Here is a 16,273-nt window from a genome sequence, read left to right as displayed (position 1 = left end):
AAAATAAAAAAATGAAAAAACTAACAATATTTCTGGCCGCTATGGTCATCATTGCCGGAAAAAGCTATGCACAACAACAATCGGTTTCAGTAGCTACAGGCGATACTTATGCATCGAATAATGTTAACGTAAGTGCCCGTGTTATTTTACCACAGGATATCCAAACTGGCGCAGATGGAGAACGATCGAAATCATTTAGCAAAAGCTTTAGTGTAGATAACAACGACAAAGTAAACCTGAACAACCAGTATGGATCTGTAACCATCAAAACATGGGATAAGAAAGAGGTTAAGGTAGATGTAGATATTAAGGCCTACAGCAGTTCTGATAGCGACGTTCAGAAATTAATCGACGCTGTAAACATAGATGCTTCAAAAAACGGGGATGTCATCACGGTGAAAACCAATATGTCTGACAGAAGCGGGAGATATGGCAGGAGCGTTAAAAATGGAGTAACGACCTGGCGACGCGAAGTTAAGATTAATTATGTGGTATTTATGCCTGCTGTTAATCCTTTAAGTATACTCCAGCAATACGGTAATGTAGAATTAGGGAATTTTTCCGGCCCCACTTCGCTGAAGGTTCAGTATGGCAATCTTGTTGCGGGAAACCTAAGCAATGGTAACAACTATATTAATGTTCAGTATGGTAAATGCGATATTCAGGATTTGAATGCGGCAGTAATCAAACATGAATATAATGGCCCTGTAACGATTGGAGCTGTGGGTACCCTTCAGTTAGAGGCTGAATATGTTGGGGTTAATATCAACACCATCAGGAAGTCTGCCGATATTAAAGTTCAATATGGTAAAGGTTTAACTGTAGGTACTATAGGAGGGAACTTACTGCTGAATGCTGAATATGCAAAGGTGAATATCAATACGGTAAAAGGAAACGCAGTTATCAAACAAGCCTATGGCGATTTAAATATAGCCTCAGCAGGTAAAACAGGCATCAACGCTGAATATTCAAATGTTACATTGGGAACTTTGAATGGAGATGCTAATATTAGTATGGACTACAATAAGCTCAGTGTGAGTGAAATTACGCCTGCGTGCAGGAACTTTAGCTTTGACGGGGAATACGTAAGTGTTGGTCTTGGCTTTGCTGATCGTTATAATGCTAATTTTAATGTTTCAACGTCATATGCAGGATTCAAATACGGGGCTAACGTTACGGCTAGTCTTGCCAGTAAAGATGATGAAGACAAAAAATACACAGGTAAAATAGGTAGTGGAGGCACTGCCAATGTTTCGGTGAAGACTGAATACGGGTCAGTAACCTTTAAATAAGAATTTAGGTCAAACAAACTATAAGTCCTGCTTTTTGAGCAGGACTTTTTTGTTCTCATTTTTTAGGGGAACCATATTGATGATTCCATTAGGGGGTAAAGACCTTAGTTAATTGCTTTACCTTTTATTTTATTGATGCCTTGTAAATCGAAATTAATTTTCTGCCCCATTGATTGCATTGTACCCGACATTTCTATCCGAAGATGGCTATCCAGAATCAAACCTGTTTTAACATCCAGTTCGGCATCGCCGTTATTGGTACCTGTTAAATCTGTCTCCATTTTGTTTCCCATGGTTTCAAATGCACCTTTAGAAATCAGGGATCCATTGATGTTAAGGTAGGCAATGCCGTCTTTGACCTCTTTAAGCGTGTATTTTGTGATGGTTTCTATTGGCATTGTCATTTGCATTTTAGTATCTACAGTCCAGCTATCTCCAATTTTTACAGGTTTTTCCGGATATATCTTTAACGATGATTCCATGGTTTGCTTCATCGCCTCACTATTAAACTGTTTCGCCAGCTGTGTTTTTATGGAATTGACCAGTGCGGTATCTTTTGTCATTTTATCAGCTATCGAATTTAACATCTGATCCAGTCCGTTAATTGATTTTACCGATCCGTCTGATGTCATGGTCATGGTGAAAAATGCACCCTTTAATCCGCTAAATGGGTTTTGCTTTGTGGTGTCCTGGTCATCAGAATCCATTTGCATTACATTCCCGCCAGCCGACGACTTCATGAAAATGCGGTTATAAATCACCTCAATATCTTTCTCCAGGTTATCGCCGTTTTTAATCGAAAAGGTATAATCAGTTCCAATATTCTGGTTTAATAAAATCTTCTTATCACCTATTTGTTGAGTGATGATCTGGTCGGAAAGCATATTGAAATCATATTTTTTTCCTATCGGAAGATTTTGCTTCAGGGTAAAAGATTTTTGAGCAAAGCAACTTACAGATATAGTTAAAGTGTATAATACAGTAAGAAAAGGGGTCTTCTTCATTGGTTTTATTTTTAGGCGTTATCCTGCAGGTTGCTGAGTAAAGATACGGGTTAACTGATGGTACAGGTCCGGGTGTTTATCTTTCAATAATTCAGGTTTCTCGAAGAAGTATTCGGAAACTACGGCGAAGAATTCAGCCTGATTGGTGATGGCGTATGGATTGATATCCGACTTATTATCTTCTATTTTTTCCATTTCATCGTGCATCATTTTAATCCATGGTAGGGTATATTCATGGCTCAGTAAATTTTCCGGAACACCATCGGTTGCGCCATCACTCTTATCAAGGAGGTGTACAAACTCATGAATCGCTGTATTTTCTTTACCTGCACTTTTAGAAAAGCCATGTCTTAAGGCTGAACGGGATAAAATCATCTGCCCGTTCATATAACCACTGCCTACCATTCCCATAATATTCCTTTCTCCACCTTCGAACTGAAAATCCTTATCAAAGGTATCGGGATATAGTAATACACTCGATAAGTTTTTATACTGCCAGTCTGGAAAACCAAAAATTGGAATAACAGCACTTGAGGCAATCAGCAATTCATCAAGTGTAGTCATTTCTAAACCAACAGCCTCTATTTTTACAATGGCAAAGAAATCTGCAACCTTTTGTTCAAAACGTAGTTTATCAGTGGAATCCAGGTGATGATAATAGGCTACATAATCATTTAAAATCTGCTTGTCGGTTTCTGTCAGCGGTTCGATATGTTGCTTCTTTTTTCTTAGAATAAAATACAGAACGATCAGGAATATCGGAATAAGGTAACCAAAGGGCAATGAATTCATTGTTTGTGCGTTAAGGGAGTTTACGTTAATGAATACAGGATTAGCTTTCGAGAATTTCCAGCTGGGTGATGACATCAAGTCTGCTTACCGGATAAGCAACACCGTTTGCGAGAGCCTGATAGACGGCATCGAATAATGGCAGGTAGCTGCCAACTTCAGATGGAATGATTTCATTGGTTTTGTTTCCTTTACCGTCAATAGTAGTTAACAGGCCTTCCGATCCGGCGGCCTCGATACCAAAGCCCTCATCGGTTAGCTTTTTGCCACTTAGCAACTGCTCTTCCTGAATGTCTGTTCGTTTTTTAATGAAGCTGCCCGAAACTCCGTGTAACACGAATGCGGGCTGAGGATTAACTACCAGCATACTTGAAGTGACGAAGACGTTTACGCTATCAGGATAGCTCAGCTGTATAGCGAAATAATCATCAACCTTGGTATCTTTTCGATTTTTACCCAGGATTTTATTAAAGCTGAGTGGTTTACCGAATATGCTAATCACCTGATCCAGCAAGTGAGGCCCCAGATCGTAAAGCAGGCCACTTGCCTCAATTGCTTCTTCCTTAAAAACTTTTACACCAATTTCATTTCTATACCGATCGTAACGTAAATGTATTTCATTTAACTTACCCAATTTGCCACTAGCCAATACCTTTTTAACCGCAGCAAAATCGCTGTCCCACCTGCGGTTCTGGTAGAATAGAATCTGTTTGCCAACCTGGTCTGCAAGTTGGAAAAGTTCTTTAGCTTGTGCAGAAGTTGCTGTAAATGGCTTTTCAACCAGGATGTTTTTCCCACTTTGTAAGGCTGCTTTTGCGTGCTCAAAATGCAGGTTGTTTGGGGTGTTAATGACAATGAGTTCGATTTCTTTGTCATTTAGCAATTCATCAATACTGTTATAGCTAATAATTTCAGGATAGTCTGCAGCAGCTTTTTTTTGATTTCTTTCTACCACTGCTTTCAGTTGAAAACCTTTGTGGGTATTTAAAAACGGAGCATGGAAAACTTTTCCCGACATGCCATAAGCCAATAGTCCGGCTTGTATTATTTTATCAGAATTTGTACTCATAGGTTATAAATGTAACCAAAAATATTTTTTGCCCTGTATCCAATATGACCAAACAGTTAACTTTTACATTATGAAGTCAATTTATTTTGATTTGAAAGGGAACTTACAGCATCATTCATTTTAACACTATCTTTGGGCCATGAAACCTTCGGAGATTAATGCAAAGTGGAAAATACTGCAAGAACGTATTGCTCGGGAATTCGATTCAGATTTTCCCGATTTAAAAGTGATGCTTTTCCTGATTGGTGTACAGGAGTTAGGAAAGGGAGCGAAAAAGTATAGTAAGCGCCAGAAGGAAGAGCTGATGCATATTGCGACCTGCAGACTTTTAAGTGAAATGGACTTTTATGAGTTAGAAGGAGTAGACCAGGATGGCTGGCCACATTGGAAACTGGTTAAGGCCATTCCGCCTTATACCATGCTTGAGCAGGAGATGCTCATGAAATCGTTGGTGGTTAATTACTTTCAGGATATCTATTCCTAAATTTTAAACAATAAAAAACCCCAATGTTAAACATTGGGGTTGGATATATAATGACCTCATAGGTAGAGGGAATATGCTATACTATCCTTGTTTTTGTGCTGTTGATTTTAAGGCATCGTTAGCTACAATTACAATTTCTACACGACGGTTAGCTGCACGACCTGCATCTGTTTCATTATCGGCAATTGGCTCAGAGAAACCTTTTCCGATGGTAACCAATCTTGAAGACGGTACACCTTGAGAAACAGCGTAGGCTTTAACGGCTGCAGCTCTTCTTTCAGATAAACCTTGATTGTATTGCTCAGTACCTTTACTGTCTGTGTGACCGATAATTTTAATGTCTGTATCCGGATATTGATTCAATGATGCCGCTAAACTCTGTACATTGGTTTTTGCCGCATCTTTTAAGGCTGTTTTATCAAAGTCAAATAGAATACCGCTATCAAATTTCACGATAATACCTTCACCTTCGCGAATTACCTCCGCATTTGGAATTGCTTTCTGAATTTCAGCAGCCTGTCTATCCATTCTACGTCCGATAAATGCACCTGCTGTACCACCAATGGCACCGCCAATCAATGCTCCAACAGCAGTGTTACCCGCTTTTTTACCAATTAATGCACCTACAACACCACCAGCAGCCGCACCAATACCAGCACCTTTTTGTGTTTTAGTCAAGCTATCACAACTTTGGAACGCCATTGAACCTACCGCTAAACCTATACTTAATGTTGCTATTTTTACTTTCGAAATACTCATGATGATTAGATTTTAAATTCTAATGGTTCGTAGTCAAACACGATGCCAAAAATCCGGTCTATTCATTTTTTTTATGATTTGAATTAATAATGATAGAAATTTTAAAATTTAGCAGTTAAAAAAAAGATCACCGGATATCCGGTGATCTCAAATTGTATCATTCTTAGTACAAACTATGCAGAGAAATAACTCTCCAGTTCTTTTAAGGTGTTTTCATCGGTTTTGAAATCCTTGATTACCTGTCCTTTTTCTACCAGTATAATCCGGTTACACACATCGGTTACATGGTTTAAATCGTGACTTGAAATAAAGGTAGTCATGCTGCCGGTTTGGGCTTTAAGCAAATTTTTTAGCCGAATCTGTGTGGTTGGATCGAGGTTGGCAAAGGGTTCATCGAGAATCAGGATTTCTGGCTTCTGCATTAACGCAGCGGCTATTCCTACCTTCACCTGATTTCCTTTACTGAAATCACGGATATACTTGCCGCTGTTTAATATCTCCCCGTTAAAAAATTCATTGTACTGAGTGAGATAAGCTGAAACATCTGCTACGGACAGATCGTGCAGGCTGCCAATAAAAATAAAATATTCTTCTGGCGTGAGGTAATCAATCAGGAAACCTTCATCCAGAAAAGACGCTGTGTAATCTTTCCAGGTTCCGTTTTTCATCACATTTTGACCTTTAGATAGTACTTCTCCTTCTGTAGGACGAATCAGATCTAAAAGCATGCGAAAAAATGTGGTTTTGCCAGCTCCGTTATTCCCAACCAAACCAACAGTTTCGCCCTTTTCAATCTGTATACTATTAATGTTTACAACAGTTTTATCGCCGTAAACTTTCTTCAAATTTTTTACTTCTATAATCATAATTATTCTCTAAAGCCTTCGGCTATTTTATAACGTTGTTTTTCAAATTTAGCGGTAATCAGGTTGATCCAGAAGTTACGGAGCAATAACATAATTACCCCAAAAATTCCTATTACCGCTAAGCCCCAGTAAGGCATTTTTAGCAAGCCAAATGGCATATACATCAAGATAGGGGTTAGTGCATAGGGAAACATTAATAACCATTGCGTTGCGCCTGTTCCCTGGTAATTGAAGCTAGCTGCTTTGGTAATGTCGAGTCGTTTGTAATTTAAGGTAGCCAGATAAAGAACAATCACGGTTCCGAAGCCAATGTTGTAAAGGTAGCAGACCAGGTGCAGGAGCAACAGTTTCGGGCTTAGAAAACCGTAGAAAGTTGACAGCAAGGTCATAATGGTTGAAGCGATGGTGAAAAGCAGGAACTTGGCCTTAATGAAATCTTTGAAATTGATTTTATTACTCAGCAGGCCATCAAAATGGCCACTTTGCCAGGCGAACATGAACTGTCCGTAGATGATGATGGAAACACCGGTCATAAATATGGCTGCGAACATCATTTTGCCGAATGAGTCAGAAGCGATCATAGGTTGTTTATAAAATATGAATCCATAGAAGAGGAAAAGGACGCCTAAAATTAATGATGAACGGGAACGCTTATGGCGTAAAATTAATTTCAACTCCAGCGCCGCGAGCTCACCCACCTTTCCAAACCGGTTTAAAAAGGCGTAGTCTGTGCTGACTTTCTTTTCCTTTTTTGAGCTAAGTTCTTCTACATAGAGGTTGCTCAACAGAAACCTCGAATTAAGGATATAGATGATGATTGCTGCAATGGTAAAACCGAAGCCGATGTAAGGATGTGCGGCAAGGGTTTTAAAAACCATATCTGCTGCTTTCATCAGTGATATCACTTTAAAATATTCCAGGGCGGCAAATGCTGCAATAACCACTAAACCTGCAACAGTGTATAATGCGTTTGTAATCGATTTCCTTTTAATATAAAGGATCAGATAATTATTGAAAATGGTGAGCGATAATATCGAAACGATATACATCACCGTAGTGAAGCCACCATAGATATCCGCAATTTCGATAAAAATGAAAGGGAAGAATAAAAATACAGGCCAGATATTGAAAGCCGAAAAAAGCGCCTTTATATTCAGGAAGTTAATGATTTTATTTTTCGAAACCTTTAGGTGCAGGTAGGGTATAATACTTAGTGTTGGCAACTCCTGTAGTTGCAGCCTCATCATAAAGTCGAGTGCAAAATAATAAAGGATTAAACCGTTAAAACTCCTGAGAATGTCTTGATTAGGAAAAATTTTCGGAAGAAAGACCGTCATCCCGAAACCAATTCCAAGTGCTACGGCAAGGAAATAAAGCATGAAAAAACCGAGCAGAATTTGGGTGGCAATGCTGCCACCACGATTTCGGGAGCGCCAAAAGCCTTTTCGCTGGTGGCTTAAAAAAGTACTCAACATATAAGTTTAGGTATTAGTTCTTTTATTTAGTAGCCATTTGCGGTTAAATGTTACACTAATAGTTGTATTTATCTTTCCAGTTCTGGCGCAGCTTTTCCCGTAGCTTTTCTTCAGCGGCATTTTTACCGGGATCATAAAGTTTGGTTCCGCTTAGCTCATCAGGAAAATATTCCTGCGCTTCGAAATTACCATCATAGCTGTGTGAATATTTATAGTCTTTTCCATAGCCTATGTTTTTCATCAGTTTGGTGGGTGCATTCCGGATGTGTAGGGGAACTGGTAAATTGCCGGTTTGCTTCACCAATGCCTGTGCGTGGTTAATTGCCTCATAAGAAGAATTGCTTTTTGCAGAACTGGCCAGGTAAGTTACGCATTGGGAAAGGATAATTCTGGCCTCAGGGTATCCGATCACATTTACTGCCGTAAAGCAGTTGTTGGCCAATAGCAGCGCATTTGGATTGGCATTGCCGATATCTTCTGATGACAGAATTAAAAGCCTTCGTGCGATGAACAACGGGTCTTCACCACCTTCAATCATTCTCGCCAGCCAATATACTGCCGCATTTGGATCGCTGCCACGGATAGATTTGATAAAGGCCGAGATGATATCATAATGTTGCTCTCCCGCTTTATCATATAGTGCCAGATTCTGCTGGGCATGGGCAAGTACATTGTCGTTGGTGAGGGTAATTTTATTGCCGCCGATACCATTGATGGCTATTTCCAATACATTGAGCAATTTTCGGGCATCGCCTCCACTTAGCCTGATCAGCGCTTCATGCTCCTTAATGGTTATCTTCTTTTCCCTGAGAACAGGATCCTTTTTTATAGCGGTTTGAAGTAAACCAGCAAGTTCTTCTTCAGTGAGTGATTTCAAAATGTAAACCTGACAGCGGGAAAGCAAGGCGGAGATCACTTCAAATGACGGGTTTTCTGTAGTGGCACCGATCAGGGTAACTAAACCACGCTCTACAGCACCCAGTAAGCTATCCTGCTGTGATTTGCTGAAGCGGTGAATCTCGTCAATAAATAATATGGGTAGACCAAGAAAACTGTCTTTCAGTTGTGCTGCACGGTCAATTACCTCGCGTATGTCTTTCACGCCGCTATTAATGGCACTCAAATTAAAAAAAGGACGGTCTAATGCCTGCGATATGATGTTGGCCAGTGTTGTTTTGCCAACCCCCGGTGGACCCCAGAAAATCATGGAAGGAAGCTGGCTGCTTTCAATGGCCTTTCGCAAAACCGCACCTTGCCCCACAAGATGTTTTTGACCTACGTATTCATCGAGGTTTTGAGGACGCATTCTTTCGGCTAGAGGGGCTTGACTTTGCATAATGGTAAATATATAAAATTGGTTACCTTGCTACTTAACTATTTTCTCCACAAGGTACAGGCATAATTTTGTCATTTATGTGATAACACTTCAAAACAGGCATGGTTTTTAAGCCTAATCATGCTCATTGTTTATAGATCAAGTTCAAATCTTTTTATGAAGAAATTTTTGCTTTTACTAGCCCTTTCAGTTTGTATTTTTAGTGTATCAAATGCACAAAAGCCGGATACGCTTTCCATTACCCTGGAGAATGTAAAATACCCTTATCCTGTTAAATATCTTCCGGTCACGGTTGAAAACCAGGATGTGAGAATGGCGTATATGGACGTTGCTCCAACAACAAATGCAAATGGCAAAACGGCCATACTTTTTCATGGTAAAAGCTTCGGCGGATATTACTGGACAAATGTAATTAAGGCATTAACTGACATTGGCTACAGAGTATTGGTGCCCGATCAGATTGGATTTGGTAAATCATCCAAACCCTTTATTCACTACAGCTTTCATCAGCTGGCCGCATGGAACAAAAAATTATTGGATACCCTTGGAGTACAGAAAGCTGTGGTACTGGGTCATAGTATGGGAGGGATGCTGGCAACCAGATTCGCTTTGCTTTATCCCGATAGAACCGAAAAGCTGCTTTTGGAAAACCCGATTGGCTTAGAGGACTACAGGACATTTGTACCATATGTTACCACTGCCCAGCAATATCAAACTGAGCTGAAAACGTCTGCTGAAAGTGTTCGCAAATATTATCAAACCTCTTATTTCACCTATTGGAAACCTGACTACGAATACCTCGTGAATATTGCCGGAGGGGTAACCGCAAGTGCTGATTACCCACGCTGGGCAAAAGTAGCAGCCCTTACTTTTACGATGATTTATGAACAACCCGTAGTGTATGAGTTCCAGAATATCAGGGTGCCTACCATTTTATTTATTGGCAAAGAAGATAAAACCATTGTTGGTAAAGCATTATTAAGTGCTGATCAACAAGCGTTACACGGGCAGTACCGCTTGTTGGGCAAGCAAACTGCGGCAAAAATACCTGGAGCAAAAATCGTTGAATTTGAGTCCTGCGGGCACATTCCCCATATTGAAATACCCACGGAATTTTTAGTGGCACTTACAGGCAGTTTATAAAATCAGGCCTGCGCCATTTGCTTTTTTTAAAACAAGCTTTAAATAAAATATGAAATGCTTATCTTGAATCTGATAAGCATTTTTTATTTCCTGATTATTATTATGAAGTGTTCCCTGGCCGCAAAGATTTACGCAACAGCTACAACAATGATTGTGTGTTTTTCCATTGTATTGCAGTTTGTGATCAGTTTAAAACAAGCTAACTACAATTATGTAGAAACCCTGAAAATATTCCTTTCATTTTTTACTGTTACCACAAACATGATTGTGGGGAGCTGCTTTCTGGTAATCAGTATTTTTCCGAAAGGTAAAATTGGTGCGTTTTTCCGCAGCCCGTCAACCATTACAGCCATTACGGTTTATATTGTTGTGGTTGGATTAATCTATAACTTGTTGCTGCGTGGTCTGGTTGTACAAGAAGGGTGGTCGCGTGTGGCGGATGAACTCCTGCATGTTTTAAGTCCTTTGCTGGTGTTGATCTTCTGGATATTTTTCGTCGATAAATCCACGCTTCGCTATAGCTCTGCAAAGCAATGGTTAATCTATCCGCTGGCTTATATTGCCTTCGTAGTTGTGAGAGGCTTAATCATTAATCAATACCCTTACCCCTTTATTAATGTCGTAAATCTTGGGTACCCCAAAGCCATTGTGAATGCTTTTTTTTGTGTGGTATTGTTCTGGCTGCTTTCTGTACTGCTGATCTGGATTGGTAAAAGGAGTAGTAAACTTTAGAGAATATATTCATCATTAATGGGTTTCACCGGGTCCGGAACATCAGTCTCTTCCAGCATTTGTAACAGGTTGATTTCGATGGTTCTGGTGATGGAATTCAATGGAACGCCGGCGGAATTATTTTCAAACGGATCAACCAGGCTCATACCGTTAACTTGTGTAGATACAAAAACAAATCCGATCAGCCAGCCTAAAAATATGGAGGCGGGTCCTGCATCCTGACTAATAACCAGGGTAAAGGTAACGACGAAAAGCCAGATAAATACTTTAGTTAAATAAGAGTATGTTGTAGGGAATATGGTATTCTTTATCCTTTCACTCATCCCCATTGAATCAGAAAAACGAACCAGCATTTCGTTGATTTCCATGAAGCGGAACCCATCAATTGCGTTGGCTTTTGATAATTTCTGCAAATCCCTGGATTGAATATTAAGGATGGCGTTATGTGCGTTGTTGTGCTTAGCAATTTCTTTGAGATCTTCCTCTGGGAGGTATTTAATATAGATTTCATCTACTGTTCCACGAAGGCTTGCTTTTAGCGCATAGAGGAATGCAATATGCCTGAACACCATCCTTTTTACAGCTGCTTCATCTTCATCAACGTAATTAATCAGTGCCCGCGCAAAAGACCGTGAATCATTCACCAGTGCACCCCATATTTTGCGGGCTTCCCACCACCTGTCGTAAGCCTGGTTATTGTTAAAACCGATAAAGAATGCGATAGCAGTACCTAAAACCGTTGGGATGATTGTTGGAATAACAAAGTGATGTGCAATAAGATATTCCCTTACAAAGTAAGCTGCGGTGCAGGAGGCAATCATAATTAAATCAACCTGCCACGTATTTCTTAAAATTCTACTAAGTCGGATATTCTGTATAATGAGCATATTCTTGAACTGGAAAATGAAAATACAAAAGAAAAGTCGAAATGTTTGGAAACAATAAAATTTTAAAAGCCGACAGTACAGGTTGCCGTTTGGATTTGCTATGTTTATATTAGGAAAACCAAATATTTTTAACTTATGAGCGAAACCTTGCCGAAGAATAACATCTTCAAAGTTATCGGTGCATCATCTTTGGGCACCTTAATCGAATGGTACGATTTTTACATCTTTGGCAGCTTAGCTGTTATCATCGGACATCAGCTTTTTCCTGAGGATGCGGGGGCATCCGCACTGATTAATACCCTGGCTATTTTTGCTGCAGGCTTTATTGTACGCCCTTTTGGTGCGCTGGTATTTGGCCGGTTGGGCGATTTGATCGGAAGAAAATATACTTTTCTTCTGACCCTGGTGTTGATGGGTGGCTCAACTTTTTTTATTGGTTTAATTCCTTCATATAAAAGTATTGGCTATGCTGCGCCAATCCTGGTGCTGATATTGAGGTTGATACAGGGTTTAGCCCTGGGAGGTGAGTATGGGGGCGCCGCAACTTATGTTGCAGAGCATGCCCCGGAAAACCGGAGAGGTTTCTTTACCAGCTGGATTCAAACAACGGCAACGCTTGGTTTGTTTTTGTCGCTAGGCGTAATTGTGATTACAAAAAATATTCTGGGGGCCGACACTTTCGGCGACTGGGGATGGAGAATACCATTTTTGCTCTCCATTGTGCTCGTGGTGGTATCAATATACATCAGGATGAAGATGCATGAATCGCCGCTCTTCTCTAAACTCAAAGCTGAAGGGAACATCTCAAAAAATCCCTTGAAAGAAAGCTTTAATAATAAAGCCAATTTTAAAATGGTGTTGCTGGCCCTTTTTGGTGCCACAATGGGCCAGGGGGTAATCTGGTATACGGGACAGTTCTATGCACAATCATTTTTGGAAAACACCTGCAAACTTGATTTCAATGATTCCCGGTACATTTTGCTTTGGGGAATTGCTTTTGCCACACCGTTTTTTGTTGTATTTGGGGCATGGAGCGATAAGGTAGGTAGAAAATGGATCATGCTTACCGGAATGCTTTTAGGTATTATTTTTTACCGCCCGGTGTACCAGATGTTCCTGGATGATACAGATGTGGCAAAAATGGATATGAATGGAGCTACTTTAATGAAGCCAAAGGTAAACCATGAACTTATTGCGGGCACGCCAGACAGTTTACATACTTCGGTAACCCAGGTAATTCTTGTAAATGGAACTTCATTTAGGAAAGTCCAGGTTGATACGGTATCTGCAAGCCGGGGAGTTTTGCCAGCAAAAGAAGTAATAAAGGATAAGATACTCTCGAAACCTGTTTTCTGGAAGTTTGTTGGCTTAATATTTTTTCAGATTTTGCTGGTTACTATGGTGTACGGGCCAATTGCAGCCTTTCTGGTTGAATTGTTTCCTACGAAAATCAGATATACCTCTATGTCGTTACCTTACCATATCGGTAATGGTGTTTTCGGGGGGCTTGTACCCTTTATCGCAACCCTGATTGCAAGTTTTGCAGGTTCCACTCCGTTGTCAGGTTTGTGGTATCCTATCGGGATTGCTACACTCAGCTTAATCATCGGAACAATATATCTATCAAACAAAAAGGACGAACACATTAATGATTAAAAGGATGAATATTTTAAAGAAATTTTTAGGATTAGTATGGATGGTATTGGGCCCGGTTGCGATGACTTTTTTGTTTCTGCAGGCAATAGACAAAGTTGGCTTAACCCATACGGATATTGAAAGAACAAATACCATGTTACAGTGGGCAATTATTCTATTTATCTTTTTACCAATAAGCCTGGGCCTGATGATTTTTGGCTTTTATGCCTGGAAAGGGGAGTATGATAAGCTTCCGGACAGTTCGGAAGAGATATAGACCTTCTGACACGAAAAAACGGAGCTCCGTGTTTTCGTGTCACAAATATCTGTAGAATGAAATTATAAAACCCTCAGTAAAAGTCCTTTCAGATATTCCCCTTCCGGGAAAGAAATGCGGACAGGATGATCTTCCGGCTGACAGAATTGTTTAATGATCTGCACTTCTTTACCTGCGTCGAGTGCCGCCCAGGCAATTATCTGCTTAAAGGTTTCGATGTCCACTGCGCCCGAACATGAAAAAGTAGCCAGTAAGCCACCTTTTTCGAGAAGAAGCATTCCAAGTCTGTTTAAATCCTTGTAAGCGCGCGCCGCACGATCTAATGCCGAACGTGAAGGAGCGTACTTAGGTGGGTCAAGCACGATTACATCGAATAACTCACCAGCTTCTTTAAAAGCCCTTAATTGTTTGTTCACGTCAGACTGGACGGTGTTGACCTTACTTACATCAAATTTGTTGAGTTCCACATTTTGTTTCAAGGTTTCAATTGCTAAACCCGAACTATCCACACTGGTTACACTTTTTGCCTCCTTTGCTAAACTATTCAGGCTAAAGCCACCGCTATAACTAAAACAATCTAATACTTTTTTACCCTTTGTGTAGCCAGCCAGAATTTGCCTGTTATCACGCTGATCACAATAGAATCCAGATTTCTGGCCTTCGGCAATATTAATGTTGTAGGCAATGCCATTTTCTTTTACTTCAAGAAATTCGGGGGGCGTTTCACCCCACAACAGTCCATTTTCAATAGGAAGGCCTTCGTGAGTTCTTGCAGTAGCATCACTCTTATCAAAAATACCCCTCGGTCGCAACTGGTTTCTAAGTATTTCAACAATCGTGGCTTTCTCTTTCTCAATTCCTGAACTTAAAATCTGTAAGGATAGGAAATCTGCATATTTATCTACGATTAGGCCTGGTAGAAAGTCAGCCTCACTGAACACCAGTCTGCAGGTATTGGTTTGTTCGCTTAATATGAACTGGCGCGAAGCAATAGCTTGTCTCAGTCTGTTTTCATACCATTTTTTGTCAATCGCCTGCGCTTCATCCCATTCTAAAAGGCGAACGGCTACACGCGAATTACTATTATAATAGCCGTAGGCTAGAAATTCATTATCAAAAGCAAAAACTTTAACTACTTCCCCATCTTCAGGTTTTCCTTTAACTTTTTCCAAAGCACCAGAAAATACCCATGGATGTCTTTGCAGTGCAGCTTTTTCTTTTCCCTTTTTTAATACGATTTCTACCATTTTGCAAAGGTAGTAATTAGTTTGGAGATAGGTGTTTGAGTAAGGAATCGAATGGTTATAGCTTAGGTTTTACCATTTTAACCAGTTCAGTATCTAATATTTTAGTTTGAAATTCAGTTACGGGACGCTTGGCTTCGATCATCGATATCAGTAGTTCGGTAGCTACCTGGCCCATTTCAAAGGCGGGTTGCTTAACTGAAGTCAGGGAAGGAGAAAAGAGTTCAACCAGATTGGAATTGGTAAAGCCAGCTATAGCGATTGTGTTTGCGACTTCAGGATTGGTCTTTTTTAAAGCCATGATACAACCTGTTGTGAGGCGGTCGCTTGATATAAAAATGCCATCAGGTTTTAGAGGTAAAAGCTCTTTCACCGCTTGTTCAAGCTCTTCACTGTGCATTCCTCCGTGCTGGCAATATTTTACCAGATCAGGATTAAACCCGATGTGGTATTTGTTTAATGCGGCCTGGTAACCCTTCAGACGTTCACGGGTTATGGAGAGGTTTTCGGAATTTGTTAAATGAGCAATGGTGCGCTTGCCTGATAAAATCAGGTGTTCAGTAGCGTCAAATGCACCTTTAAAGTTGTTGGCAATGACTTTATGCGTTTCAAAATCTTGTGGAACCCGGTCGAAAAATACGATAGGGAGGCCTTTCGAATATAAATCTCGAAGATAGTGAAGGTCTTGTGTTTCCGATGAAAGGGCGATCAGCAAACCGTCAATAGATCTGGATGCCAGGTGTTCAACATTGAGTTTTTCCTGCGCAAAAGATTCGTGACTTTGCGAAATGATGACATGGTAGTCTTTTGCGTATGCAATTGATTCGATGCCATTGATTACCTGTGAAAAGAAATTATTGGCTATCTCACTTACGATAATACCAATGGAGTAGCTTCTTCTTTCTTTAAGGCTGCGTGCAATCGGGTTTGCCCTGTAATTTACCTTCTCAGCATATGCCAGTACCAGCTTTTTTGTTTCTTCACTGATTTCGTAACGGTCTCTTAAAGCCCTGGAGACAGTCGATGTGGAAAGGCCCAAAGCTTTAGCAATATCTTTTATGGTCGAAGTTTCAAATCTCATCTTTCGTATTGGGTTACAAGTTACAAAAAATATCTCTTCTACTGGTTTTGTAGTGAAGATTAATAAACGTTTAAACTACGTTTTTGGGAACGTTTGCACACTTTTTTAGTTAAATTAAGTTTCATACCGTTTTAAGTTTGTAAAATTGTTTTCGCAACGTAACCAAATATTAATAAACAATAACATTTCGAAATAGAATT

General features: G+C 40.0%; 16 protein-coding genes. 6 read left to right on the top strand and 10 right to left on the bottom strand.

The features are described from left to right. Positions 1-11: 11 nt before the first annotated feature. The gene (locus R2Q80_RS05935) at positions 12-1,292 is read left to right on the top strand and encodes a hypothetical protein (RefSeq protein ID WP_316798721.1); all 1,281 of its coding nucleotides are present in this window, start codon (positions 12-14) and stop codon (positions 1,290-1,292) included. A 104-nt stretch (positions 1,293-1,396) separates the two neighbouring features. On the opposite strand, the gene R2Q80_RS05930 is transcribed toward R2Q80_RS05935, so the two are convergent. The 3 genes from R2Q80_RS05930 to R2Q80_RS05920 are packed head-to-tail and all read right to left on the bottom strand — an operon-like array spanning position 1,397 to position 4,154. Then, positions 1,397-2,296 carry a DUF6263 family protein gene (locus R2Q80_RS05930; RefSeq protein WP_316798720.1) on the bottom strand — a complete coding sequence of 300 codons (900 nt, stop codon included), beginning with the start codon at positions 2,294-2,296 and terminating at the stop codon, positions 1,397-1,399. An 18-nt stretch (positions 2,297-2,314) separates the two neighbouring features. Next, complete coding sequence (locus tag R2Q80_RS05925) at positions 2,315-3,163, bottom strand: zinc-dependent peptidase (protein ID WP_410478728.1); 849 nt, start codon at positions 3,161-3,163, stop codon at positions 2,315-2,317. After that, a complete protein-coding gene (locus R2Q80_RS05920; RefSeq protein ID WP_316798719.1) occupies positions 3,129-4,154 on the bottom strand; it encodes a Gfo/Idh/MocA family oxidoreductase in 1,026 nt (341 codons plus the stop codon). The genes R2Q80_RS05925 and R2Q80_RS05920 overlap by 35 nt, the downstream gene beginning before the upstream one ends. Positions 4,155-4,293: 139 nt before the next feature. Here R2Q80_RS05920 and R2Q80_RS05915 point away from each other — a divergent pair, with 139 nt between their 5' ends. Next, a complete protein-coding gene (locus tag R2Q80_RS05915; RefSeq protein ID WP_316798718.1) occupies positions 4,294-4,638 on the top strand; it encodes a hypothetical protein in 345 nt (114 codons plus the stop codon). A gap of 81 nt (positions 4,639-4,719) precedes the next feature. Here R2Q80_RS05915 and R2Q80_RS05910 read toward each other — a convergent pair whose 3' ends face one another. The 4 genes from R2Q80_RS05910 to R2Q80_RS05895 form a co-directional block, all read right to left on the bottom strand. Then, a complete protein-coding gene (locus R2Q80_RS05910) occupies positions 4,720-5,397 on the bottom strand; it encodes an OmpA family protein (RefSeq protein WP_316798717.1) in 678 nt (225 codons plus the stop codon). Between the two features lie 173 nt (positions 5,398-5,570). Then, positions 5,571-6,263, bottom strand: a complete 693-nt coding sequence (locus tag R2Q80_RS05905; RefSeq protein WP_316798716.1) for an ABC transporter ATP-binding protein — start codon at positions 6,261-6,263, stop codon at positions 5,571-5,573. 2 nt (positions 6,264-6,265) lie between these two features. Further along, positions 6,266-7,738, bottom strand: coding sequence for a DUF5687 family protein (locus tag R2Q80_RS05900; protein WP_316798715.1), 1,473 nt, complete (start codon positions 7,736-7,738; stop codon positions 6,266-6,268). A 55-nt stretch (positions 7,739-7,793) separates the two neighbouring features. Beyond that, on the bottom strand, positions 7,794-9,074 hold the full coding sequence (locus R2Q80_RS05895; protein WP_316798714.1) for a replication-associated recombination protein A: 1,281 nt from the start codon (positions 9,072-9,074) through the stop codon (positions 7,794-7,796). A 156-nt stretch (positions 9,075-9,230) separates the two neighbouring features. On the opposite strand from R2Q80_RS05895, the gene R2Q80_RS05890 reads away from it, so the two are divergent. Then, the gene (locus tag R2Q80_RS05890; RefSeq protein WP_316798713.1) at positions 9,231-10,217 is read left to right on the top strand and encodes an alpha/beta hydrolase; all 987 of its coding nucleotides are present in this window, start codon (positions 9,231-9,233) and stop codon (positions 10,215-10,217) included. 102 nt (positions 10,218-10,319) lie between these two features. Next, positions 10,320-10,949: a Pr6Pr family membrane protein gene (locus R2Q80_RS05885; RefSeq protein WP_316798712.1), complete on the top strand. Its 630-nt coding sequence runs from the start codon at positions 10,320-10,322 to the stop codon at positions 10,947-10,949. Here R2Q80_RS05885 and R2Q80_RS05880 read toward each other — a convergent pair. After that, entirely contained in the window at positions 10,946-11,836 is an 891-nt protein-coding gene (locus R2Q80_RS05880; protein ID WP_410478727.1) for a bestrophin family protein, read from the bottom strand. The two genes, R2Q80_RS05885 and R2Q80_RS05880, sit on opposite strands and share 4 nt — an antisense overlap. 135 nt (positions 11,837-11,971) lie before the next feature. Between R2Q80_RS05880 and R2Q80_RS05875 the strand changes: the two genes are divergently transcribed. Together R2Q80_RS05875 and R2Q80_RS05870 are read left to right on the top strand one after the other, a co-directional pair. After that, a complete protein-coding gene (locus R2Q80_RS05875) occupies positions 11,972-13,492 on the top strand; it encodes an MFS transporter (protein WP_316798710.1) in 1,521 nt (506 codons plus the stop codon). Positions 13,493-13,496: 4 nt separating this feature from the next. Further along, positions 13,497-13,748: a DUF6814 family protein gene (locus R2Q80_RS05870; RefSeq protein ID WP_316798709.1), complete on the top strand. Its 252-nt coding sequence runs from the start codon at positions 13,497-13,499 to the stop codon at positions 13,746-13,748. Between the two features lie 62 nt (positions 13,749-13,810). On the opposite strand, the gene R2Q80_RS05865 is transcribed toward R2Q80_RS05870, so the two are convergent. Then, entirely contained in the window at positions 13,811-14,995 is a 1,185-nt protein-coding gene (locus R2Q80_RS05865; RefSeq protein ID WP_316798708.1) for a class I SAM-dependent rRNA methyltransferase, read from the bottom strand. 55 nt (positions 14,996-15,050) lie between these two features. Next, positions 15,051-16,073 carry a LacI family DNA-binding transcriptional regulator gene (locus R2Q80_RS05860; RefSeq protein WP_316798707.1) on the bottom strand — a complete coding sequence of 341 codons (1,023 nt, stop codon included), beginning with the start codon at positions 16,071-16,073 and terminating at the stop codon, positions 15,051-15,053. Between the last annotated feature and the right edge of the window lie 200 nt (positions 16,074-16,273).

Origin of the sequence: Pedobacter frigidisoli (assembly GCF_032678525.1) — a bacterium.
In the GTDB taxonomy this organism is placed as follows: domain Bacteria; phylum Bacteroidota; class Bacteroidia; order Sphingobacteriales; family Sphingobacteriaceae; genus Pedobacter; species Pedobacter frigidisoli_A.
Note: the sequence above shows the minus strand (reverse complement) of the source record. Positions and strands in the feature narration are given on the sequence as shown.

Bases quoted from the DNA above. Each gene is read 5' to 3' on its own strand.
- R2Q80_RS05935 (WP_316798721.1), top strand. From the start codon at position 12: ATGAAAAAACTAACAATATTTCTGGCCGCTATGGTCATCATTGCCGGA.
- R2Q80_RS05930 (WP_316798720.1), bottom strand. From the start codon at position 2,296: ATGAAGAAGACCCCTTTTCTTACTGTATTATACACTTTAACTATATCT.
- R2Q80_RS05925 (WP_410478728.1), bottom strand. From the start codon at position 3,163: ATGTCATCACCCAGCTGGAAATTCTCGAAAGCTAATCCTGTATTCATT.
- R2Q80_RS05920 (WP_316798719.1), bottom strand. From the start codon at position 4,154: ATGAGTACAAATTCTGATAAAATAATACAAGCCGGACTATTGGCTTAT.
- R2Q80_RS05915 (WP_316798718.1), top strand. From the start codon at position 4,294: ATGAAACCTTCGGAGATTAATGCAAAGTGGAAAATACTGCAAGAACGT.
- R2Q80_RS05910 (WP_316798717.1), bottom strand. From the start codon at position 5,397: ATGAGTATTTCGAAAGTAAAAATAGCAACATTAAGTATAGGTTTAGCG.
- R2Q80_RS05905 (WP_316798716.1), bottom strand. From the start codon at position 6,263: ATGATTATAGAAGTAAAAAATTTGAAGAAAGTTTACGGCGATAAAACT.
- R2Q80_RS05900 (WP_316798715.1), bottom strand. From the start codon at position 7,738: ATGTTGAGTACTTTTTTAAGCCACCAGCGAAAAGGCTTTTGGCGCTCC.
- R2Q80_RS05895 (WP_316798714.1), bottom strand. From the start codon at position 9,074: ATGCAAAGTCAAGCCCCTCTAGCCGAAAGAATGCGTCCTCAAAACCTC.
- R2Q80_RS05890 (WP_316798713.1), top strand. From the start codon at position 9,231: ATGAAGAAATTTTTGCTTTTACTAGCCCTTTCAGTTTGTATTTTTAGT.
- R2Q80_RS05885 (WP_316798712.1), top strand. From the start codon at position 10,320: ATGAAGTGTTCCCTGGCCGCAAAGATTTACGCAACAGCTACAACAATG.
- R2Q80_RS05880 (WP_410478727.1), bottom strand. From the start codon at position 11,836: ATGCTCATTATACAGAATATCCGACTTAGTAGAATTTTAAGAAATACG.
- R2Q80_RS05875 (WP_316798710.1), top strand. From the start codon at position 11,972: ATGAGCGAAACCTTGCCGAAGAATAACATCTTCAAAGTTATCGGTGCA.
- R2Q80_RS05870 (WP_316798709.1), top strand. From the start codon at position 13,497: ATGAATATTTTAAAGAAATTTTTAGGATTAGTATGGATGGTATTGGGC.
- R2Q80_RS05865 (WP_316798708.1), bottom strand. From the start codon at position 14,995: ATGGTAGAAATCGTATTAAAAAAGGGAAAAGAAAAAGCTGCACTGCAA.
- R2Q80_RS05860 (WP_316798707.1), bottom strand. From the start codon at position 16,073: ATGAGATTTGAAACTTCGACCATAAAAGATATTGCTAAAGCTTTGGGC.